The sequence below is a fragment of the Streptomyces sp. ME19-01-6 genome (assembly GCF_033793745.1).
Lineage (GTDB): Bacteria > Actinomycetota > Actinomycetes > Streptomycetales > Streptomycetaceae > Streptomyces.
On sequence record NZ_JARAXF010000006.1, the window covers coordinates 22,585 to 44,335 of the forward strand.

At 71.3% G+C, this 21,751-nt stretch carries 22 protein-coding genes and 1 pseudogene; 9 read left to right on the plus strand and 14 right to left on the minus strand.

The window, feature by feature from the left end; translation table 11 throughout:
- Nucleotides 1-238: 238 nt before the first annotated feature.
- The 3 genes and pseudogenes from tnpA to PV419_RS15950 all read right to left on the minus strand — a co-directional run.
- A pseudogene (tnpA, locus tag PV419_RS15940) lies at nt 239-640 on the minus strand (IS200/IS605 family transposase); the annotation flags it as partial.
- Between the two features lie 10 nt (nt 641-650).
- On the minus strand, nt 651-1,898 hold the full coding sequence (locus PV419_RS15945; protein WP_319689157.1) for a GNAT family N-acetyltransferase: 1,248 nt from the start codon (nt 1,896-1,898) through the stop codon (nt 651-653).
- A gap of 70 nt (nt 1,899-1,968) precedes the next feature.
- Nucleotides 1,969-2,685, minus strand: coding sequence for an ABC transporter substrate-binding protein (locus PV419_RS15950; RefSeq protein ID WP_319689159.1), 717 nt, complete (start codon nt 2,683-2,685; stop codon nt 1,969-1,971).
- Between the two features lie 151 nt (nt 2,686-2,836).
- Here PV419_RS15950 and dtd point away from each other — a divergent pair, with 151 nt between their 5' ends.
- Nucleotides 2,837-3,262: a D-aminoacyl-tRNA deacylase gene (gene dtd / locus PV419_RS15955; RefSeq protein ID WP_319689160.1), complete on the plus strand. Its 426-nt coding sequence runs from the start codon at nt 2,837-2,839 to the stop codon at nt 3,260-3,262.
- Nucleotides 3,263-3,374: 112 nt separating this feature from the next.
- Here the strand turns inward: dtd and PV419_RS15960 are convergent, their stop codons facing one another.
- The 3 genes from PV419_RS15960 to PV419_RS15970 form a co-directional block, all read right to left on the minus strand.
- On the minus strand, nt 3,375-4,340 hold the full coding sequence (locus PV419_RS15960) for a glycine cleavage T C-terminal barrel domain-containing protein (protein ID WP_319689162.1): 966 nt from the start codon (nt 4,338-4,340) through the stop codon (nt 3,375-3,377).
- A gap of 69 nt (nt 4,341-4,409) precedes the next feature.
- Nucleotides 4,410-4,877 (minus strand): Fur family transcriptional regulator, encoded by a 468-nt coding sequence (locus tag PV419_RS15965; protein ID WP_319689164.1) that lies wholly within the window; start codon nt 4,875-4,877, stop codon nt 4,410-4,412.
- Nucleotides 4,878-4,934: 57 nt separating this feature from the next.
- Complete coding sequence (locus PV419_RS15970; RefSeq protein ID WP_319689166.1) at nt 4,935-5,498, minus strand: FABP family protein; 564 nt, start codon at nt 5,496-5,498, stop codon at nt 4,935-4,937.
- Nucleotides 5,499-5,818: 320 nt separating this feature from the next.
- Here PV419_RS15970 and PV419_RS15975 point away from each other — a divergent pair, with 320 nt between their 5' ends.
- Complete coding sequence (locus PV419_RS15975) at nt 5,819-6,181, plus strand: DsrE family protein (RefSeq protein ID WP_319689167.1); 363 nt, start codon at nt 5,819-5,821, stop codon at nt 6,179-6,181.
- A gap of 34 nt (nt 6,182-6,215) precedes the next feature.
- On the opposite strand, the gene PV419_RS15980 is transcribed toward PV419_RS15975, so the two are convergent.
- The 7 genes from PV419_RS15980 to PV419_RS16005 all read right to left on the minus strand — a co-directional run bounded on the left by PV419_RS15980 (nt 6,216) and on the right by PV419_RS16005 (nt 10,842).
- On the minus strand, nt 6,216-6,473 hold the full coding sequence (locus PV419_RS15980; protein ID WP_319689168.1) for a DUF3099 domain-containing protein: 258 nt from the start codon (nt 6,471-6,473) through the stop codon (nt 6,216-6,218).
- Between the two features lie 171 nt (nt 6,474-6,644).
- On the minus strand, nt 6,645-6,932 hold the full coding sequence (locus PV419_RS15985; protein WP_311724573.1) for a DUF1416 domain-containing protein: 288 nt from the start codon (nt 6,930-6,932) through the stop codon (nt 6,645-6,647).
- Between the two features lie 49 nt (nt 6,933-6,981).
- A complete protein-coding gene (locus tag PV419_RS15990) occupies nt 6,982-7,821 on the minus strand; it encodes a sulfurtransferase (protein ID WP_319689170.1) in 840 nt (279 codons plus the stop codon).
- Between the two features lie 159 nt (nt 7,822-7,980).
- Nucleotides 7,981-8,061: a putative leader peptide gene (locus PV419_RS53280; RefSeq protein WP_415925320.1), complete on the minus strand. Its 81-nt coding sequence runs from the start codon at nt 8,059-8,061 to the stop codon at nt 7,981-7,983.
- Between the two features lie 253 nt (nt 8,062-8,314).
- Nucleotides 8,315-9,010, minus strand: coding sequence for a DUF2993 domain-containing protein (locus tag PV419_RS15995; RefSeq protein WP_319689172.1), 696 nt, complete (start codon nt 9,008-9,010; stop codon nt 8,315-8,317).
- A 94-nt stretch (nt 9,011-9,104) separates the two neighbouring features.
- On the minus strand, nt 9,105-10,547 hold the full coding sequence (locus PV419_RS16000; RefSeq protein WP_319689174.1) for a hypothetical protein: 1,443 nt from the start codon (nt 10,545-10,547) through the stop codon (nt 9,105-9,107).
- A 10-nt stretch (nt 10,548-10,557) separates the two neighbouring features.
- A complete protein-coding gene (locus PV419_RS16005; RefSeq protein WP_319689176.1) occupies nt 10,558-10,842 on the minus strand; it encodes a MoaD/ThiS family protein in 285 nt (94 codons plus the stop codon).
- Between the two features lie 104 nt (nt 10,843-10,946).
- Here PV419_RS16005 and PV419_RS16010 point away from each other — a divergent pair, with 104 nt between their 5' ends.
- On the plus strand, nt 10,947-12,680 hold the full coding sequence (locus PV419_RS16010; RefSeq protein ID WP_319689178.1) for an ABC transporter ATP-binding protein: 1,734 nt from the start codon (nt 10,947-10,949) through the stop codon (nt 12,678-12,680).
- Nucleotides 12,681-13,128: 448 nt separating this feature from the next.
- Nucleotides 13,129-15,027 (plus strand): ABC transporter ATP-binding protein, encoded by a 1,899-nt coding sequence (locus tag PV419_RS16015; protein ID WP_319689913.1) that lies wholly within the window; start codon nt 13,129-13,131, stop codon nt 15,025-15,027.
- Nucleotides 15,028-15,039: 12 nt separating this feature from the next.
- Here PV419_RS16015 and PV419_RS16020 read toward each other — a convergent pair whose 3' ends face one another.
- Nucleotides 15,040-15,999 (minus strand): alpha/beta hydrolase family protein, encoded by a 960-nt coding sequence (locus tag PV419_RS16020; protein ID WP_415925312.1) that lies wholly within the window; start codon nt 15,997-15,999, stop codon nt 15,040-15,042.
- Nucleotides 16,000-16,250: 251 nt separating this feature from the next.
- Here PV419_RS16020 and PV419_RS16025 point away from each other — a divergent pair, with 251 nt between their 5' ends.
- From PV419_RS16025 to PV419_RS16045, 5 genes are all read left to right on the plus strand, one after another.
- Complete coding sequence (locus PV419_RS16025) at nt 16,251-17,054, plus strand: response regulator transcription factor (protein ID WP_319689180.1); 804 nt, start codon at nt 16,251-16,253, stop codon at nt 17,052-17,054.
- A 24-nt stretch (nt 17,055-17,078) separates the two neighbouring features.
- Nucleotides 17,079-18,101: a LacI family DNA-binding transcriptional regulator gene (locus PV419_RS16030; protein WP_319689182.1), complete on the plus strand. Its 1,023-nt coding sequence runs from the start codon at nt 17,079-17,081 to the stop codon at nt 18,099-18,101.
- A gap of 122 nt (nt 18,102-18,223) precedes the next feature.
- Nucleotides 18,224-19,348, plus strand: coding sequence for a S1C family serine protease (locus PV419_RS16035; protein WP_319689184.1), 1,125 nt, complete (start codon nt 18,224-18,226; stop codon nt 19,346-19,348).
- A 172-nt stretch (nt 19,349-19,520) separates the two neighbouring features.
- The gene (locus tag PV419_RS16040) at nt 19,521-20,264 is read left to right on the plus strand and encodes a response regulator transcription factor (protein WP_319689185.1); all 744 of its coding nucleotides are present in this window, start codon (nt 19,521-19,523) and stop codon (nt 20,262-20,264) included.
- Nucleotides 20,261-21,670, plus strand: a complete 1,410-nt coding sequence (locus PV419_RS16045; RefSeq protein WP_319689186.1) for a HAMP domain-containing sensor histidine kinase — start codon at nt 20,261-20,263, stop codon at nt 21,668-21,670. Before PV419_RS16040 ends, PV419_RS16045 begins: the two co-directional genes overlap by 4 nt.
- Nucleotides 21,671-21,751: the final 81 nt, after the last annotated feature.

A 21,751-nucleotide genomic window follows, 5' to 3' on the forward strand; every position in this document is an offset into this window, starting at 1 on the left:
GAGGTGCCGCGCGGGGGGCGCGCAGCTCGCGGTGATCTACGAGACAGAGCCTGGGGCGGTCAGGCCCTGATCAGCCGGGCGACCCGCAGCCCGTGCTCGGCGGCCTGCTCGTGCCCTGTTTTCAGCCTGATCTTGCAAGGAACCCCACCCCTTCAGGGGTAGGAGGAATTGCATCCTGAGCCGGGCGGCGCGGAGCGCCGCCGCATCGCTCGGTAAAGCTTCCACGACGGCGCCGCGCTCAGTCCGGCCGCTTCTGGTTCTCGATGTACTCCTTGACCACGGCCAGTGGTGCGCCACCGCAGGAGCCGGCGAAGCAGGACGGGGACCAGAAGTGCTCACCCCACAGGTACTTGTTGATGTGTGCGGGGAAGTCCTGCCGCAGGCGCCGTGCGGAGACGCCTTTGAGGCTGCCGACGAGCCGGGACAGGGCGACGGACGGCGGGTAGTGCACGAGTAGGTGCACGTGATCGGTCTCGCCGTTGAACTCCACGAGTTCCGCGCCGAAGTCCTCGCAGACCTTGCGCATGACCTCTTCGCAGCGGGTGAGGATCTGGCCGGTGAAGACCTTCCGCCGGTATTTCGGCGTGAAGACCAAATGCGCGTGCAGGGTGTAGACGACGCTTCTTCCCCTGAGTACATCGGGGTTTAGCTCAGAAGATGTCCGGGCACCAAGGGCGGCGCGGGGTGCGCAGCAGGAGGTCCGCCAGCGCCGCGGCGCCCTCGCGCTCCTCGGTGACCCGCCCCAGCGCGGCCAGCCGGACCGCGGACTCGTCACCCAGCCACAGCGTCCCCACCTCGCCGATGTCCATGGCCAGGTCGGCGGACCGGGTGGTCGCCGCGCAGGTGGCGCCGTCGGGCCCGGCGTCCAGCAGATAGCGGCCGCCGGCCAGGCCCGCCCGGTCGGACAGCTCCAGGACCAGCGAGCCCGGGACCGGGTACGTACGGGCCTCGAGCAGCCGGGGCACGTCCAGCGGCCGCAGCCACAGGAAGTCGGCGTACGTCGTGACCTCGGCCGCCCGCGGGTCGCCCAGCAGCAGCGGCAGCAGGTCGTCCGGAGGGCGGTGGCCGGTGGCGACCTGGGTGACCCAGTCGATGGAGAACAGGAAGTGCCACAGCGCGCGCTCGGCGGCCGGGCTGACCGCGATCATCCCGAGCACCCTGGCGGTGTCGTGCGGGCGCTTGCCCTCCCACCTGCTGTCGGCGGTGTAGGCGAGCAGACCGTCCACGGAGCCGTCGGGGGAGCGGTACAGGACGTAGAACGGCTCCGTCCACGGGTGGTTGGGGGAGGGCAGCAGACCCGTGTTCGCCTGCCACCACACCTCGCGGCGGTCGATCACGCCGGGCTGCCGGGCGCGCAGCCGCTCGTGCAGCGCCGGGCCCAGCTCCCGTACCTCCGCGCCGTCCGCGAAGTCCACCCGGCCGCCGCACGCGGGCCCGGAGTAGCGCGCGTCGAGCCCGGCGCGCGCGACATCCACCCGCCACTCGGTGATCCAGGTGGCCGGGCCGAACCCGTACCGCCCGTAGATCGGGTACTCGGCGGCGATCAGCGACGCCACCACCTCGCCGCGCTCCTTGGCCGCGCGCAGATCGCGGTCCATCATCCGGCTGAGCAGCCCCTGGCGGCGGTGGGTGGGCGAGACCGAGGCATTGCTGATGGCGTCGGCCGCCACCTCGGCCCCGCCGACCGCCGTCAGCCGCTGCGCGAAGCTGCGGAAGGTGCCCACACAGCGGCCCCGGTCGAAGGCCCCCTGCACCCGGTCCAGTTCCTGACCGATGTGCGCCCGCCGGAAGTCGACCTCTTCCTTGCCCGCCTCCGGAGGCCGCAGGAAGCCGGTGTTGAGCGCGCGGGTCCAGTCGGCGAGGTCGGAGTCGGCGACCGTACGGATCTCTGGGGCCATGGCCCTCACGGTAGGCGGCCGGTGCGGCGGGACGCACCTGGATATCGGCAGGGCGCGGAGGGCCGGACGCTCAGGAGAGCAGGTCGTCCACGTGCGCTTCCCCTTCGCGGTACCTTCGGGTGATTTCCGCACCGCAATCGTCCGCCGTGCGCTGCAGCTCCCGCCGCCGCCGCGAGACCTGCCGCTCACAGCCGACGAGGCGGCCCATCGCGCCGGTCAACTCCTCGTCCGTACGCGCCCCGAGGTCGGACAGGCCGACCTCGGCCAGAGTCTCCTCGGCCAGCCGCCGGGACTCCGCGCCCTGTGGAGTGCCAAGCGTCACGTGCCGGGCGGAGGAGCGGTGCCCCGGCGGGCCGTCGACGAGGATTTCCGGCAGCAGGTCCACCAGCGCGGCCGGGGGGCGGTCCTCCTCCGCCGCCACCGGTGAGCCGGGGGTCGAACGGCGGTTCAGCTCGGCGCGGAGGATGTCGATCCGGCCCTGCAGCAGCCTGCGCACATAGCTCAGATCCGCCTCCTCGCTCTGGGCCGAGCGGCGCAGCGCCCGCAGCTCCGGCAGCCGCAGCCCGGCCAGCGAGTCGGCCTGCCGTCCGCCGCGCTGGCTCGGCGGCCTCGGCGGCTGCATCGCGGGCAGCCCGGGCAGTCCCGGCTGGTGCGGTAGGTCCGCCGGCTGGAATCCCGGCTGCTCCAGGGCCTCGGTGGCTGCCCGGAGCAGGTCGCCGTGCAGGGCGCCGTCTTCCGGGCGCGTCGGTGCGGGCCCGGGCGGCTGCCCGGTGCCGGATGTGATCATGTGGTTCCGTCCCCTCCATGCGGTGCTACGCGAGCTGATCGCGTTGTGCCCATTGCGCACCGCTTGCACGCATCGTGCCACTGTGCGCGGTCCGTCCGCAGCGCGCTTCCACCCGATCGGCCCCGGAAGGAGGCAGGGCATGATGGACCGTATGCGTGCTGTGGTACAGAGGGTGAACGGGGCGAGCGTCGTCGTGGACGGCGAGACAGTAGGGGAGATCGTCGGCCAGGGGCTGTGCGTCCTGGTCGGGGTGACTCACGACGACACCCCGCAGAAGGCGGCGCAGCTGGCCCGCAAGCTGTGGTCCGTACGCATCCTGGAGGGCGAGAAGTCCTGCTCGGACCTGGGCGCCCCGCTGCTGGTCATCAGCCAGTTCACGCTCTATGGCGACGCGCGCAAGGGGCGCCGGCCCACCTGGAACGCGGCCGCGCCGGGCGGGGTCGCCGAGCCGCTGGTGGACGAGGTCGTGACGCGGCTGCGGGAGCTGGGCGCGCAGGTGGAGACGGGCCGGTTCGGGGCGGACATGAAGGTCTCGCTCACGAACGACGGCCCGTTCACGGTGATCGTCGAGGTCTGAGGCCCCGCCCCGGCAGGGGCACGGATCGCCGGGACCGGAGCTGAGGCCGGGACCGGGGCCGGGACCGGGGCGGGGCTGACCGCTGGGGCTACGGCCCCGCCTACGCCTTCCTCTACGGCTCGACGACGACCTCTTGCGCCGCGGCCGTCGTATCCGCGATCAGCGCCGCGTCTACCGGCACGTTCCGCTTCACCAGCGCCAGGGCGATCGGCCCCAGCTCGTGGTGGCGGGCCGATGTCGTCACAAAGCCCAGCGGGCGTCCCTCCGCGCCCTCCGAGGCGAGCCGCACGGGCGCGCCGTGGCCGGGCAGCGTCACCTCGCTGCCGTCCAGGTGGAGGAAGACCAGCCGACGGGGCGGCTTGCCCAGGTTCTCCACCCGGGCGACGGTCTCCTGGCCGCGGTAACAGCCTTTCTGGAGGTGTACGGCGCTGCCGATCAAGCCCAGCTCGTGGGGGATCGTCCGGTGGTCGGTCTCCAGGCCGAGCCGCGGGCGGTGCCCCTCGACGCGCAGCGCCTCGTACGCCAGCACACCGGCCGGCGGGCCGCTCACCGCGGCGAAGGACTCCAGGTCGGCGCGGGGCAGGAACAGGTCCCGGCCGTACGGGGTCTCGCGGACGACGGCGCCCTTGGGGGCCTCGGCGATGCTGCCCGCCGGGAGGTGGACGACCGCGAACTCCTCGGTGCGATCGGCGATCTCCACCCGGTAGAAGAACTTCATGCTCTCCAGGTACGCGAGCAGGTCGCCCTGGGTGCCGGGCTCCACATGGGCCCAGGTGGTCTCGCCGTCGTCGACTATGTAGAGCGCGTGTTCGATGTGGCCGTGCGGGGAGAGGATCAGCGCCTCCGTGGCCTGACCGGCCGGGAGTTCGCTCACGTGCTGGGTGAGTAGCAGGTGCAGCCAACTCAGCCGGTCCGCGCCGCTGACCGTGACCACGCCACGGTGCGAGAGGTCCACGAAACCGGAGCCGTCGGCGAGTGCGCGCTGCTCGCGGAACAGGTCGCCGTAGTGCGCGGCGACGCCTTCGTCGGGGCCCTCGCCGGGGACGGCGCCGGGCAGCGACAGCAAAGGGCTCTTCATGAGCTCAGCCTACGACTCGGCCCGGGTCATGACTCGACCGAGGACTCGATCAAGGACTTAGGGCTCAGCCTAGGACTCGGCCTTGGCCGCGCCGCCCTTGCCGGAGTCGTCGCCCGCCCGATCGGCTGAGCACTTGGCGCAGCGGCCGAAGATCGCGAAGTGCTTCATGTCGGTGTCGAAGCCGAAGCTCGCCCGCAGTTGCCGGGCGAACGGCTCGGCCACCGACAGATCGGCCTCGATCACATCCGTGCAGTCCCGGCAGACCATGTGGATGTGGTGGTGCCGGTCGGCCAGGTGGTACGTGGGGGCGCCGTGCCCGAGGTGGGCATGGCTGACCAGCCCCAGCTCCTCCAGCAGCTCCAGGGTGCGGTAGACCGTGGAGATGTTGACGCCGCTGGCGGTGCGGCGCACCTCGGTGAGGATGTCGTCCGGGGTGGCGTGCTCGAGGTGATCGACGGCCTCGAGCACGAGCTGGCGCTGCGGCGTCAGCCGATAGCCGCGCTCCCGCAGATCTGTCTTCCAGTCGGTGGTCGCCACGGTGCCCAGTGTAGGCGTGGCTCCGGGTGCCCGTGGGCCGGCGGAGGAAGCGGCCGGTCAGCGGAAGAAGGCGATGCCGTCGTCCGGGAGGTCCTTGAGGTCCTTGGCCCATTCGCGCGGGTCCACGACCTTCTTCAGGTGCGCGGACATGTACGGCCGCAGCGGCACCTCCGGGGTGGCCTTCTCGCCGACCCACATCAGATCGCTCTTGACGTAGCCGTAGAGGCGCTTGCCGCCGGAGTACGGGCCGGAGGCGGCGGTGCGGGCCACGGCGTCCGTCACCACGTCGATCTGCGGCTTGCCTTCCGCCAGCTCGCCGTACCAGACCTCGACGACGCCCTGGTCGCGGATCATGACGATCTCGACCTTGCGGTCCTCGCCGATCCGCCAGAAGCCGTATTCGCTCTCCAGCGGGCGGACCTTCTTGCCGTCGCCGTCGAGCGCCCAGGTGTGTGAGATGTACTCCAGGAAGTCGCGTCCGTCGTGGGTGAAGGTCACTTCCTGCCCGAAGTTGCACTTCTCGGTCCCCGGGAAGTCATAGACGCCCGCGCCCTCCCAGTTGCCGAGGAGGAAGGCGAGCGGTACGAGGTCCGGGTGGAGGTCGGACGGGATCTCGATCATGAGTTCAGGCGATCCGTGGGGAGGGGAGTGGATGGGGCGCAGGGGATTCCGGGCGGCAGGGCAGGGGCAGGGTCAGCGCTGGCCCTGGTACAGCTTCTTCCAGGTCAGCGCGGCGAAGCCGAGGGTGGCGACGGCGACCAGGATCATCAGGGTGGTGAAGACTGCCTCAAGCACGAGCGCGCTCCTTGGAGGAGTGGGGCGTTCCGGTGGGACTCGCGGAACGGTCATGGACCGGGGCCGAGTCTAGTCGGCGGCGCGGTGGTCGGCTCTTCGAGGTCTCCCGTGAGGGGGAGGCCTCCCGCCCGGCCTAGGCTGGCCGTATGGCGAAGAAGCTGGTGATCAAGGTGACGGCGGGCGCGGACGCACCCGAGCGGTGCTCCCAGGCGTTCACGGTGGCGGCGGTGGCCGCGGCGAGCGGCGTGGAGGTCTCGCTGTGGCTGACGGGGGAGTCGTCCTGGTTCGCGCTCCCGGGACGCGCGGCGGAGTTCGAGCTGCCGCACGCCGCGCCGCTGCCTGAGCTGATCGACGGCATCCTCGCGGGCGGCACGATCACGGTGTGCTCGCAGTGCGCGGCCCGCCGGGACATCGAGGAGAAGGACCTCATCCAGGGGGCCCGGATCGCGGGGGCTCAGGTGTTCGTCAGCGAGATCATGCCGGACGGCGTACAGGCGCTCGTTTACTGACACCTGGGTCAGCACTGCCGAGGCGAAGATCGCCTCAGCGGCGGTGGTTGTACTCGTCCAGCTCCCGCCACCAGCGGTCGGACTCCGCGTCGCCCGACTCGTCCCACCACCGGTCGTCCGGGCCCCTGCGGTTGGCCACGATGGCGGCGAGCGGCGGGATCACCATGGCGACGACGCACATCACGACGGCGGCCGGGACGGACCACAGGCGCACGAATCCCCATGCCGAGATGAAGAGCGTCAGACACGCGCCCATCAGGATGAAGTATGCGTGGCGGCGTCGCGCGTACATATCCCCAGGATACGTCCGGGGGCGCCGCCCGGACAGACGTGGGACGGCCCTCGGACAAGCCCGGAGGGCCGCACCCCGCCGAGGCGTCCAACCCCGGGGTGCGGCCCTCCTTTTTGTGGCTCGGTTCTCCCCCAGCTACCGCTGGGAGGCGCCCCCGCCGGGGCCGTGGCGTCAGACGGCGATGGCGACCTCCGCCAGGCCACCCTTCTGAGCGACGACGGTGCGGTCCGCGGTCGCGCCCGGGACCAGGGCACGCACGGTCCACGTGCCCTCGGCCGCGTAGAAGCGGAACTGTCCGGTCGCCGAGGTGGGGACCTCGGCGGTGAACTCGCCGGTGCTGTCCAGCAGCCGGACGTAACCGGTGACCGGCTCGCCGTTACGGGTCACGGACCCCTGGATGGTGGTCTCGCCGGGCTTGATGGTCGACGCGTCGGGGCCGCCTGCCGTTGCTCCGCACATGGGTGACTGTCCTTACGTTCGGGGAGGAGGGAGGGGAGGGGGGGGAGGGTCAGCTGTTGGCGCCCAGCTCGATCGGCACGCCGACGAGGGAGCCGTACTCGGTCCAGGAGCCGTCGTAGTTCTTGACGTTGCTCTGGCCGAGCAGCTCGTGCAGGACGAACCAGGTGTGAGCGGAGCGCTCACCGATGCGGCAGTAGGCGATGGTGTCCTTCGCCAGGTCGACGCCCTCGCCCTCGTAGAGCTCCTTGAGCTCGTCGTCGGACTTGAAGGTGCCGTCGTCGTTGGCGGACTTCGACCAGGGGATGTTGCGGGCGCTCGGCACGTGGCCCGGCCGCTGCGACTGCTCCTGCGGGAGGTGCGCCGGGGCGAGCAGCTTGCCGGAGAACTCGTCGGGGGAGCGGACGTCCACCAGGTTCAGCGAGCCGATGGCCGCCACGACGTCGTCGCGGAAGGCGCGGATCGAGGTGTCCTGGGCCTTGGCCTTGTACTCGGTCTGCGGCCGGGACGGGACCTCGGCGACCAGGTCGCGGGAGTCGAGCTCCCACTTCTTGCGGCCGCCGTCGAGGAGCTTGACGTCCTGGTGCCCGTAGAGCTTGAAGTACCAGTAGGCATAGGACGCGAACCAGTTGTTGTTGCCGCCGTAGAGGACGACCGTGTCGTCGTTGGCGATGCCCTTCTCGGAGAGCAGCTTCTCGAAGCCCGCCTGGTCGACGAAGTCGCGGCGCACCGGGTCCTGGAGGTCCTGCTTCCAGTCGATGCGGATGGCGTTCTTGATGTGGTTCTTCTCGTAGGCAGAGGTGTCCTCGTCGACCTCGACGATGACCGTCTTGGGGTCATCGATGCGGGCCTGTACCCAGTCGGCGTCAACCAGGACGTCGCTGCGGCTCATGTTTCTCTCCTCCGGGGCAGTTGCGGCGGTACGGGTACGCGTCGGAATGCGGGCTACGCGAGGTTCGGTAGCGAGCGTACGAACGGAGTGCGGGCGGGCTCGGCTGACGGGCCGATAGGAGCGGGGCCGTGAGGTTAAGGAGCGGGCCGCGCGTCCTCGTCAGGCGCCGCGACAGAGCATGGCGGCCACGCGGCACAGGTCTACTGCCCGCCGCTTCGTGAGATCCGCCTGTCGCTTCATGCGTCCGATCGTAGGGACGGACTGGCGGGCATGTCACCGGTGTGTCGAATGGTGAGACGAGATTGTCCGCAATGTGAAACGAGAGGGGCGCCCGGCGCCCCGCGGAGTGGTCGGCGGGGCATCGGGCGCCCGTGAACGTCTGCCATCGCGGACGAGATCGTCTCAGCCGATGGACATGAGGAATGACGTGGAGGAATGACGCGGAGGAAGGGACGTGGGCGGTGGCCGCAAGGGGAGGGCGGCGCGGCGGAGATCAGCCCGCCAGCTCGACGTTCTTACCCGCGACCGACACGTCTATGCCGTCCTTGTCCGTCTCGACCTTGTCGAGCCGCATGCCCGTCGGCAGGCCGTCGATCTTCCGGTCCATGTCCGTGCGCTCGCGCACCTTCTCCTCCCACCGGGGGACGCTGCTGCCTGGGATGGACTCGGCGTGCAGCCGGATGGTGTCGCCATTGACGATGGTGACCGTGGAGTACGTGCTCATGCTGAAGCCCAGCAGCTGCCCGGTGATCTTGACGCGGCCCTTGCCCGACTCGTCCTTCCCGGCGTAGCCGACCGTGACGCCCTGGCCCGCCGCCGTGGACAGGTCCGCGTAGCTGATGTGCGCGGACCCGGTGGCGCTGTCGGCGGTGGCGGACGAGAAGCTGCTGGATATCCGGACGTTGTGCAGCTCGGCGTTGAGCTTGGTGACGCGCACCGTACGGCCGCCCCCCGCGTCCGTGGTCAGCCCGTCCATGCCGATCTCGACCTCGTCCAGCTCCTTGCCGGCGACCTGGGTCAGGAAGGGGAAGCCCTTGATCGAAACGTCGGGGGTACTTGTCAGCCCCTGACTGCTCTTGATCTTGTCGGCAGCCTCGGACTCCGCCATATACACCGCCAGGCGGTCGGCGGCGACGAACAGAATGCCGAGTACGACGAAGACGATCAGTGTGATTCGCAGTGCGCGCATTGCGTTGGGTCCCCCATGCTCTGGCTCAGGCCCACGCCTGAGGCTGCGAGCCTAACCGCAGTGATGTGGGCGTGGCCGGGCGGCGAGGCCCGGATCACACCAGCGCGCGCCCGATCACATAGACCGCCGGGGCCGCGGCGGCGAGGGGGAGGGCGACGCCCGCGGTCATATGGACGAAGCGGGACGGATAGTCGTAGCTGGCCACGCGCAGTCCGATCAGCGCGCACACCCCCGCCGCCAGGCCCAGCAGCACGGCGCTGGTGGTGCCGGTGTCGGTCATCCGGGTGGCCGCCAGGCCCGCGCCCGCGGACGCCAGCAGCGCCAGGACCGCGGAGACCGCGCCCGGCAGCGGCAGGGCGCGTACGAGCGCCGCCACGGCGACGGCGGCCGCCCCCACCACGACGGCGTCCGAGGACTCGGCGACCGCGGCCAGGTGCCCGGCCGCGATCACCGTGACCGCGGTCGAGGCGACCGTCGCCGTCAGGCCGTACAGGCGCTCGTCGGGCGAGGCGTGGCTGCGCAGCTGGAGGATCAGCACCAGCAGCAGCCAGACGCCGAGCGTGCCCATGATCACCGTCGGGGCGTGTGCGCGCTCGGTGGTCAGCAGGCCGATGTCCGCGGCCAGGCCGCCCGCGAAGGCCAGCGCGATGCCCTGCCGGGCGGGCCACATGCCGTTGAGCCGGAACCAGCCGGCCGCGGTGACCGCCTGCAGCAGCGCCACGACGACGGCGACGGCGGGCCGGGCCAGCGGCGCGGTGGCCGCGAGGAGGGCGGCGAGCACGGCGGTCAGGGCGGCGGGCGTCAGGCCCGGCGCGATGATCGGCGAGCGGCCCTCGGCGCGGGCCCGCTGGGCGGCGGTGAGCGGCTTGGCGGCGGGCTCGGCGGACTCGGTGGACTGGGTGGGGCGCTCGGCGGCGGGCTCGGCCGGAGCCGAGGGCGAGGGCGCGGGCGCGGCATGGGAGGGGGTGCGCGGCGCGTGCGTGGCGGCCGCGAACTGCATGGTGTCCGCCGTCGCGTGGCCGGCCGGGGCGTGCTGCGGCTGACCGTCCCAGGTGGGGGAGTACGGCTCTTGCTGCCCCTGGACTCCCTGCTGACCCTGGTGCGGCTGGCCCTGGTGCGGCTGGCCCTGGTACGTCTGGCCCTGCCCCTGGTAGGCCTGGCCGCCCTGGTGGTACGCCTGCTGTTGCTGTGCGTACGCCTGCTCCGGGTAGCCCTGCTGCGCGTAGCCCTGCTCCGGGTACGCCTGCTGCTGCGGGTGCTGGTACGCCGCCTGCTGCCCGTCGTACCCGGACGGTCCGCCGTACGCGGCTCCGCCGTATGCGGACCCGTCGTGCCCCTGCCAGGCGGCGGGCTGCTGCCCGTGTGGGTCGTACTGCACCTGCGGGTCGTAGGACCCGTACGGGCCCTGCTGCCCCCTGTGCCCCTGTTCCTCGTATCCCTCGTATCCCTCGTAGCCCTGGTGCTGCGGCTCGGCCGACCCGTTCGGCCCATAAGGGTCGTACGGATGATTCCCGGGATGCTGCGGCTGGTTGCTCATGATGTCGGGGTCACCCTCCTGCGAACGGCGGGAGCACCTCGACCGTGCCGCCCTCGGCCAGTTGGACCGTCTTGTGATCACGGGTGCCGACGGGGTCGCCGTCGACCAGGAACGAACAGCGCCCCAGCACCCGCGCGAACTCCGGCCGCGCGGCGTGCCGCTGCCGGGCGGCGTCCAGGGCCTCGGCGAGCGTCGCCGCGGCGTACGGCTCCTCGGCGGTGCCGGCGGCCGCCTTGGCCGCGGCCCAGTACCGCAGGGTGCCGGCCGGCGGTCCCGCCGTGTTCTTCATCGCCATCGCGATCCCTCTCCCGTCATCTGCCGCCCCCCATGATGACGGGGTCCGGCGGCAGACCGGTAAATCCCGAGGCACGCCCCGTGGCTCTCGCTTAGGGTTCCGGTGTGCTGGTCCGACTTATACGGGCGTACCTGAGGCCCTACACCCGATCGATTGCCTTGATCGTCATGCTGCAGCTGGTGCAGACGCTGGCGACGCTCTATTTGCCGACCCTCAACGCCGACATCATCGACGACGGTGTCGTGAAGGGGGACACCGGTTACATCCTGCAGGTCGGCGGCGTGATGATCGCCATCACGCTGGCGCAGATCGTCTGCTCCATCGGCGCCGTCTACTACGGCGCCCAGACGGCGATGGCGCTCGGCCGCGATGTGCGCGCGGCGATCTTCGACCGCGTGCAGTCCTTCTCGGCGCGTGAGGTGGGCCACTTCGGCGCGCCTTCTCTCATCACCCGTACCACCAACGACGTGCAGCAGGTGCAGATGCTGACCCTGATGTCGTTCACGTTGATGGTCTCGGCGCCGATCATGTGTGTGGGCGGCATCGTCATGGCGCTCAACCAGGACGTCCCGCTCTCCGCGCTGCTGCTGCTCATCGTCCCGACCCTGGGGATCATCGTCTCGTTGATCGTCCGGCAGATGCGCCCGCTGTTCCGCGGCGTCCAGGAGCGCATCGACACCGTCAACCGCGTGCTGCGCGAGCAGATCACCGGCATCCGCGTCATCCGGGCCTTCGTCCGCGACGAGCACGAGCGGGAGCGCTTCACCGGGGCCAACACCGAGCTGCTTGATGTGTCGATGCGGGCCGGCCGGCTGATGTCGCTGATGTTCCCGGCCGTGATGATGGTGGTGAACCTCTCCAGCGTCGCGGTCGTCTGGTTCGGCGGGCACCGCATCGACAGCGGGGACATGCAGATCGGGGCGCTGACCGCGTTCCTCAGCTATTTGATGCAGATTCTGATGGCCGTGATGATGGCCACCTTCATGTTCATGATGGTGCCGCGGGCCGAGGTGTGCGCCGAGCGCATCCAGGAGGTGCTGGACACCGAGACCAGCGTCGCGCTGCCCCTGAAGCCCGTACCGCCCCTGGAGCGCCGGGGCCTGCTGGAGCTGCGGGGCGTGGAGTTCCGCTACCCGGGCGCGGAGGAGCCCGTGCTGCGCGATGTCTCCCTGGTCGCCAGGCCCGGTCAGATCACGGCCGTCATCGGCTCCACCGGAAGCGGCAAGTCCACCCTGCTGGGCCTGGTGCCCCGTCTGTTCGACGCGACCGACGGCAGCGTGCACCTCGACGGGGTCGACGTACGCGACATGGACCCGGTCCTGATGGCCGAGGCCATCGGCCTGGTGCCCCAGAAGCCGTACCTCTTCTCCGGCACCGTCGCCTCAAACCTGCGGTACGGAAAGCCGGACGCGACCGACGAGGAGCTGTGGCAGGCCCTGGAGACCGCCCAGGCCCGTGACTTCGTCGAGCGCATGGAAGGCGGGCTCGAGGCCTCCATCGCGCAGGGCGGCGGCAATGTGTCCGGCGGCCAGCGGCAGCGGCTGGCGATCGCCCGCGCGCTGGTCCGCAAGCCGGCCGTCTACCTCTTCGACGACTCCTTCTCGGCCCTCGACTACGCCACGGACGCGCGGCTGCGCGCCGCGCTGGCGGAGGAGACGGAGGACGCGACGGTGGTCATCGTCGCCCAGCGCGTGTCCACCATCCGGGGCGCGGACCGGATCGTGGTCCTCGACGAGGGGCGGGTCGTCGGCGCCGGCACCCACACCGAACTGATGGAGAACAACCAGACCTACCGGGAGATCGTGCTCTCCCAGCTCACCGAGCAGGAGGCGGCATGAGCGTGTCTTGGCGCGCTGCGCGGGCTGGACTGAGGAGCCGCGCAGCGACGGAGGAGCGAGCAGTGACGAGGGAAGCCCGTGCGTTGGAGCGCGCCGGGACTGAGCGGGGGGAGGGGTGCGTGTCTTGGTGCGCTGCGCGGGCTGGACTGAGGAGCCGCGCAGCGACGGAGGAGCGAGCAGTGACGAGGGAAGCCCGTGCGTTGGAGCGCGGCGGGACTGAGCGGGGGGAGGGGTGCGTGTCTTGGTGCGCTGCGGGGGCTGGACTGAGGAGCCGCGCAGCGACGGAGGAGCGAGCAGTGACGAGGGAAGCTCGCGTGTGGGAGCGCGCGGGGACTGAGCGGGAGGGAGGGGCGTGAGCGAGAAGAGCGCCCCGGCATCGAGCGCCCCGGCACCCAGCACCGCTCCACCCCGACGAGGGCCCGCGCCCGCGGCCGGCCCCGCGCGGTTCATGGGCGGCCAGCCGACCGAGCGCAGCATGGACTTCAAGGGCTCCAGCCGCCGGCTGCTGGCGACGCTGCGGCCCGAGCGCGGCCTGGCGCTGGCGGTGCTCGCGCTGTGCGCGGTCAGCGTCGGTCTTTCGGTGCTCGGCCCGAAGATCCTCGGCCACGCCACGGACCTGATCTTCAAGGGCATCATCGGGCGGCGGCTGTCCGCCTATGCGACCAAGGCGGAGGCGGTCGAGGGGCTTCGGCAGCAGGGCCAGGGCACGGTGGCCGACATGGTCGCGTCCATGGACGTGGTCCCCGGTCAGGGCATCGACTTCGGCGCGGTCGGGACCGTGCTGATGTGGGTGACCGTGATCTACGCCTTCTCCTCGCTGCTCAACCTCTTCCAGGCGCGCGTCGCCACGGTCGTGGTGCAGCGCGCGGTCTTCCGGATGCGCGAGGACGTCGAACACAAGCTGGCCCGGCTGCCGCTGTCGTACTTCGACAAGCAGCAGCGCGGCGAGGTGCTGTCGCGGGCCACCAACGACATCGACAACATCCAGCAGACGCTGCAGCAGACCCTCAGCCAGCTCATGGCCTCGCTGCTGACCATCGTGGGCGTGCTGGCCATGATGTTCTGGATCTCGCCGCTGCTGGCGCTGGTCGCGCTGGTGACCGTGCCGGTCTCGGTGGTGGTCGCGACGAAGGTCGGCAAGCGGGCGCAGCCGCAGTTCGTGCAGCAGTGGAAGACCACCGGCAAGCTCAACGCCCACATCGAGGAGATGTACACCGGCCACTCGCTGGTGAAGGTCTTCGGCCGGCAGAAGGAGTCCGCCGAGCTCTTCCAGGTGCAGAACGAGAAGCTGTACGAGGCGGGCTTCCGCGCCCAGTTCATCTCCGGGATCATCCAGCCCGCGATGATGTTCATCGGCAACCTCAACTATGTGCTGGTCGCCGTGGTCGGCGGGCTGCGGGTGGCGAGCGGGGCGCTGTCGATCGGCGACGTCCAGGCCTTCGTGCAGTACTCGCGCCAGTTCAGCCAGCCGCTCACCCAGGTCGCCTCGATGGCCAACCTGGTGCAGTCGGGCATCGCCTCCGCCGAGCGGGTCTTCGAACTGCTGGACGCCCGGGAGCAGGAGCCGGACGCGGATCGGCCGGCGCGGCCGGAGCGGGTGCGCGGCCGGGTCGAGTTCGAGGACGTCGCCTTCCGCTACGACCCGGACAAGCCGCTGATCGAGGACCTGTCGCTGGCGGTGCGGCCGGGCCAGACGGTGGCCATCGTCGGCCCGACCGGCGCGGGCAAGACCACCCTGGTCAATCTGCTGATGCGGTTCTACGAGGTCAGCGGCGGGCGGATCACGCTGGACGGGGTGGACATCGCCGCCATGTCCCGGGAGGAGCTGCGCTCCAACATCGGCATGGTGCTCCAGGACACCTGGCTCTTCGGCGGGACGATCGCGGACAACATCGCGTACGGGGCGGAGGGCGCGTCCTTCGACAAGATCGTGGAGGCGGCCAGGGCCACGCATGTCGACCGCTTCGTACGGACCCTGCCGGACGGCTACGACACGGTGATCGACGACGAGGGCTCGAACATCAGCGTCGGCGAGAAGCAGCTGATCACGATCGCCCGGGCGTTCCTGGCGGAACCGGCGATCCTGGTCCTGGACGAGGCGACGAGCTCGGTCGACACCCGCACCGAGGTGCTGATCCAGCATGCGATGGCCTCCTTGCGGACCGGCCGCACCAGCTTTGTGATCGCCCACCGCCTGTCGACGATCCGCGACGCGGACGTGATCCTCGTGATGGAGGCGGGGCGGATCGTGGAGCAGGGCACGCATGAGGCGCTGCGGGCGGCGGGCGGCGCCTATGCGCGGCTGTACGAGGCGCAGTTCGCGGAGCCGGTGGCCGAGACGGAGTGAGCCGTCCCGGTCTCAGACGTGGGTCGTCGCCCAGGCGGCGATCCGGCCCAGCAGGGCGGCGCCGGCCGCGTTCTCCGCGTGGCCGAAGCCCGGCTCGATCCACAGCTCTGTGGACGACGGGTCCGCCGCGTCCGCGAGGGTCCGCGGGTGGTCCAGCGGGAAGTAGGGGTCCCGGTCGCCGTGGACGATCAGCAGGGGCGTGGGGGCGATCAGCGGCGCGGCGGCGACCGGTGAGAGCGGTTCGGGGTCCCAGCCGCGGGAGTCGATGCGGGTGCGCAGCCCGTAGCGGGAGACCAGGCGCCCGGCCGGCCGGGTGATCGCCCAGTGCACGCGGCGCATCGGGGCGGTTCCCCGGTAGTACCAGCGGGCCGCCGCGCTCACCGCCACGGCGGCGTCGGTGTGCGCCGCTTCGCGCGCCCCCGCGCCGGCTCTCGCCTCAAGAGCCCCCGTACCTGTTTTGCCCGTGCCTGTTCTGCCCGTGCCCGTTTTTCCCTTCGGGGCCCCCATGCCCGTATCCCCCTCCAGGATCCCCGCCCCGTACAGGGCCGCGTGCCGCAGCACTACCGAGCCGCCCATCGAGAACCCGACCGTGGCGACCCGCCGGTGCCCGAGCCGGCGTGCCCACCGCACCGCGGCGGCCAGGTCCAGGACCTCGCGGTCGCCGACCGTGGAGCGCCCGCCGGAGCGTCCGTGCCCCCGGAAGGAGAAGGTGACCACGGCCGCGTGGCGGCTCAGCGCCGCCGCGGCGCGCCGTAGCGCGGGGCGCTCCAGCGCGCCCGTGAAGCCGTGCGCCACCACGATCGCCGGACCGGGGTCCGGCCCCGCGACCGGCCCCGGTTCGTACGGCCGGAACGGTTCGTACGCGGCCTCGATCGCCACCCCGTCGTCCGCCCACAGCCTGGTCCGCCGCCCGCGCTCCGTGATCAAGGAAACAGAGGTCGGCGCGGACGCATCCTTAATCCCACGTGTCATGTGGGTTATTCTTCTGGGAAGAGGATCCGGGCAAAGCAGCCCCCGGGTCCTTTTGTGCTTTCAGGCGCGTTCCGCGCGTTTGAGCGCACATGCGCTCCAAGGGCGCAAGCTAGGTACGAAGCAGTAGCCGCATACTCCCCCAGGCCGGGCCTGGGAGGTGCCCCCTCTCGCAGGGACCGAGGAGGAACCGACGTAATGGGCGAGCGAAGCGTGCACGATCATAGGACCACGGCCGGAGCGGGTGATCACCGATGAGCTCCCTCCTCCTGCTGACCAACGCGCTGCAGCCTTCGACGGAGGTGCTCCCCGCACTCGGACTGCTGCTGCACAACGTGCGGGTGGCCCCGGCCGAGGGGCCGGCCCTGGTCGACACCCCCGGCGCCGATGTGATTCTCATCGACGGCCGCCGCGATCTGCCCCAGGTGCGCAGCCTGTGCCAGCTGCTGCGCTCCACCGGTCCGGGCTGTCCGCTGGTCCTCGTGGTGACGGAGGGCGGCCTCGCCGCGGTCACCGCGGACTGGGGCATCGACGACGTCCTGCTCGACACCGCGGGCCCGGCCGAGGTCGAGGCCCGGCTGCGGCTGGCGATGGGCCGCCAGCAGATCACGACCGACGACAGCCCGATGGAGATCCGCAACGGCGACCTGTCGGTCGACGAGGCCACATACAGCGCGAAGCTCAAGGGCCGTGTGCTGGATCTCACATTCAAGGAGTTCGAGCTTCTCAAGTACCTGGCGCAGCACCCCGGCCGGGTGTTCACCCGGGCGCAGCTGCTGCAGGAGGTCTGGGGCTACGACTACTTCGGCGGCACCCGCACGGTCGATGTGCACGTGCGGCGGCTGCGGGCCAAACTCGGCCCGGAACACGAGTCCTTGATCGGCACCGTGCGGAATGTGGGCTACCGTTTCGTCTCCCCCGAGAAGGGCGATCGCGGCACCGAAGACGCCAAGCTCAGGTCGGGCGGCGCGAGGGCGGGGCGCGACGAGGCTCCGGCCGACGGGGCGTCGCGCGCGGAGAACGTGAAAGCCGGGGCCGCACGCCCGGCCAACACTTAGCTGGACCCGCGTAGACTTCCGCGCGTGGCCAAGGTGACGCGGGATGATGTGGCAAGGCTGGCGGGAACTTCCACGGCGGTTGTCAGCTACGTCATCAATAACGGACCAAGGCCGGTCGCCCCGGCCACGCGCGAGCGGGTACTCGCCGCGATCAAGGAGCTCGGCTACCGGCCGGACCGGGTCGCGCAGGCGATGGCCAGCCGGCGTACCGACCTCATAGGGCTGATCGTGCCGGACGCGCGCCAGCCGTTCTTCGGCGAGATGGCGCACGCCGTCGAGCAGGCCGCCTCCGAGCGCGGAAAGATGGTGCTGGTCGGCAACTCCGACTACCTCGATGAGCGCGAGGTGCACTATCTGCGCGCCTTCCTGGGCATGCGGGTGTCCGGGCTGATCCTCATCAGCCAGGGTCTGAGCGAGAACGCCGCCGCCGAGATCGAGGCCTGGGACGCCCGCGTCGTGCTGCTGCACGAGCGCCCCGAGGCGATCGACGACGTGGCGGTGGTCCTGGACGACGTCGGCGGCGCGCAGCTGGCCGTGCGGCACCTGCTGGAGCACGGGTACGCGTACGTGGCGTGCATCGGCGGCATGGAGATCACCCCGACCGTCGGCGACCCGGTCACCGACCACGTCGAGGGCTGGCGCCGGGCGATGACGGAAGCCGGGAGGTCCACGGAGGGGCGGCTCTTCCAGGCCCCGTACAACCGGTACGACGCCTACAAGGTCGCCCTGGGGCTGCTGGCCGGCCCCGACCGGCCGCCGGCCATCTTCTGTGCGACGGACGACCAGGCCATCGGCGTGCTGCGGGCGGCGCGCGAGCTGCGCATCGATGTGCCCGGGGAGCTGGCGGTCGCCGGCTTCGACGACGTGAAGGAGGCGGCGCTCACCGACCCGCCGCTGACGACGGTCGCCTCCGACCGGCCCGCGATGGCGCGCGCGGCGGTCGACCTGGTGCTGGACGACGCGGTGCGGCCCGCGTCGTCGCGGCGGGAGCGGGTGCGGCAGTTCCCGTCGGCGCTGGTGGTGCGGCGGTCCTGCGGCTGCGTGTGAGGCGCGGCTGAGGTGCGGCGCCGTCCCTCGCCCTGCGCCCTTATCTCGGGCATACCGACTTCTGTCGGGCTTCTCAGCGAGCACTCAGAAAGTTCTCATACTCGCTGAGCACAGTCGTAGACATGACGGAGAACACGCCCCGCAGCGGCGATCATGAGCCCCAGCAGCACCCGTACGGCGCCTGGTCCGCCTATCCCGCGCCCTATCCGGCGCCGCCCGCGCACGCGCCCCAGGAACCCGTCACCACCCCCTCGGGGGTCACCGTGTGGCCCGGGAGCGGCGGCGCGGACGGGGGCGCGGGTGATCCCGCGGGCGACCCGGCGGCCGTTCCGCAGCCCGGCGGCGGTCGCCGCAAGCGGCGTGTTCCCAGGTCCTCCCTGCTGATCGCGGCGGTGGCGGCGGTCTCGGCGCTCGTGGGCGGCGGGGCGGCGGCGCTGGTCACGAACGCGGCACAGAAGTCGGACAGCTCCACCACGACCACCGTCGTCAACGCCACCTCCAGCAAGGTCGGCGGGGTCAGCGCCGTCGCGACGGCGGTCAGCCCGAGCATCGTGGAGATCAGCGCCACCTCCGGCAGCGGCCAGTCCACCGGCTCCGGCGTGATTATCACCAGCGGCGGCGAGATCATCACCAACAACCACGTCATCTCCGGCGCCGACACCATCAAGGTCACCTTCAGCGACGGCAGCAAGAAGAGCGCGACCGTGGTCGGCACGGACAAGAACAAGGACCTCGCCCTGATCAAGGTCTCGGACGCGAGCGGGCTCAAGGCCGCCACGCTCGGCGACTCCAGCGGGGTCCAGGTCGGCGACCAGGTCGTGGCCATCGGCTCGCCCGAAGGGCTGACCGGCACCGTCACCAGCGGCATCGTCTCCGCGCTCGACCGCGATGTGACCGTCTCGACGGACGAGAGCCAGGGGCAGCAGGGGCCGGGCGGCGGCGAGCAGTGGCCGTTCGAGTTCGGCGGCGGCCGGTACAACGGCGACGTCGGCTCCTCGAGCACCACCTACAAGGCCATCCAGACCGACGCCTCGCTCAACCCCGGCAACTCCGGCGGCGCGCTCATCAACATGAAGGGCCAGATCATCGGGATCAACTCCGCGATGTACTCGTCCGCCTCGGACCAGGGCTCCAGCAGCGCGGGCAGCATCGGCCTGGGCTTCTCCATCCCCATCAACACCGTCAAGGCCGACCTCGACAACTTGCGCAACGGCGGCAGCGACAGCAGCGGCACCAGCAACAGCTGACTGGTGACAGCTGACCGGCCCGCACCAGGAACAGCTGACCGTTGCCCGCCGTCTGGGATCATCAGGCCCGTGCCGGTTTGCCCGTGCGAGGCTGCAGGAAGCGGATCCACCGCCTTGCCGTTGCCGCCTTCCGTCGGCGCGTTTCGTCGACTTTGAGTGAGGAACCCGATCCATGAGCCCCGCCGAGCACGGCGACCAGCCCGCCCGCATCCTGATCGTCGACGACGAGCCGGCCGTCCGCGAGGCGCTGCAGCGCAGCCTCGCCTTTGAGGGCTATGCGACCGAGATGGCCCTGGACGGGCTCGACGCGCTGGAGAAGGTCGGGGCGTACGACCCTGAGCTGATCGTGCTCGATGTGCTGATGCCCCGCATGGACGGGCTGACCGCCGCCCGGCGGCTGCGCGCCACCGGCGTGACCGTGCCCATCCTGATGCTCACCGCGCGCGACACGGTCGGCGACCGGGTCACCGGGCTCGACGCGGGCGCCGACGACTACCTCGTCAAGCCGTTCGAGCTGGACGAGCTGCTGGCCCGGATCCGCGCCCTGCTGCGCCGCAGCTCGTACGCGGCCACCGCGGGCGCCGTCCCGGACGCCGGCGGCGACGAGCTGACCTTCGGCGATCTGCGCATGAACCTGGCCACGCGCGAGGTGACGCGGGGCGGGCGCCGGGTCGAGCTGACCCGCACCGAGTTCACGCTGCTGGAGATGTTCCTCGCCCACCCGCGCCAGGTCCTCACCCGCGAACAGATACTCAAGGCCGTCTGGGGCTTCGACTTCGAGCCGTCGTCCAACTCGCTGGACGTGTACGTGATGTACCTGCGCCGCAAGACCGAGGCCGGCGGTGAGCCGCGGCTGGTGCACACCGTGCGCGGCGTCGGCTACGTGCTGCGCACGGCCGAGGGCGGCACGCCGTGACGAACCGCTTCCGCAGGCTGCCGCTCCGCTCCCGGCTGGCGCTGCTGACCGCGGTGGCGGTGGCGGTCGCGGTCGCGGCGGCGGCCTTCGCATGCTGGTTCCTCACCCGTCAGGAGCTGACCAGCGCGCTGGACCAGAAGCTGCGCGACAGCGCGTCCCCGGACCGCATCCAGCGCCTGGTCGGCCTGCCCTGTTCGACCAAGCCGCAGACCGACGACCACATGGGGCCCGGCGCGGCCTGGGTGCAGTTCGTCAGCCAGGACGGTCAGCGGTGCGTCATCGGCTCGAAGGCGGTGAAGGTGACGGACCAGGACATCGCCGTCGCGGGCGGCCGGCTGCGGGAGGTCACGCACGACGGCACGACCACGACCGGCGAGGCCGTCCGTGTCTACACCCAGCAGATGCCGGTCCGGGTGGACAACGGCCCCGGCCTGCTGACCGTGTCCGTCTCCCGCCCCCTCGACGAGGTGACCGGTCCCCTCAACACCCTGGCGCTGGTCATGCTCCTCGTCGCGGGCTGCGGCGTCGTCGGCGCCGGGGCCGCCGGCCTGTGGATCGCCAGGACCGGGCTCAAGCCCGTGGACCGGCTGACCGAGGCGGTCGAGCACGTGGCCCGCACGGAGGACCTGGCCGTACGCATCCCCGCCGAGGGCGACGACGAGATCGCCCGGCTGTCCCGCTCCTTCAACTCCATGACGGCCGCCCTCGCCTCCTCCCGCGAACGGCAGCAGCAGCTGATCGCCGACGCCGGCCATGAGCTGCGTACGCCGCTCACCTCGCTGCGCACCAACATCGAGCTGCTCGCACGCAGCGAGGACACCGGCCGGCCGCTGCCGCCCGCCGACCGCAAGGCGCTGATGGCCAGCGTCAAGGCGCAGATGACCGAGCTGGCGGCGCTCATCGGCGACCTCCAGGAGCTGTCCCGGCCGGACGCGCTGCCCGGCACCGGGCCGCTGCAGGTGGTCGCGCTGCACGAGGTGGCGGCGGCCGCGCTGCAACGGGCGCGGCTGCGCGGCGCCGACCTCGCCATCGACGCCTCGTTGGGGCCCTGGTACGTACGGGGGGAGGCGGCTGCGCTGGAGCGGACGCTGGTCAATCTGCTCGACAACGCCGTGAAGTTCAGTCCTTCGGGTGGTGTGGTCGAGGTCGTGCTCAAAGACGGCCAATTCACGGTGCGCGACCATGGCCCCGGCATCCCTGACGACGAACTGCCGCATGTCTTCGAACGGTTCTGGCGCTCGCCGTCCGCCCGCGCCCTGCCCGGCTCCGGCCTCGGCCTGTCCATCGTGGCCCGCACGGTCCAGCAGTCCGGCGGCCAGGTGGGGCTTGAGCCCGCGCCGCACGGCGGGACGCTGGCCTGGATCCGGCTCCCGGGCGCGCCCACGCCGCCGCCGGAGCTCGACTGAGCTCGACTGACCTCCGGCAGCGTGTACTGCGGCTGACCTCTCAGCCGCAGTACACGTCTGACTCAGCGTGCGCACAGGCTC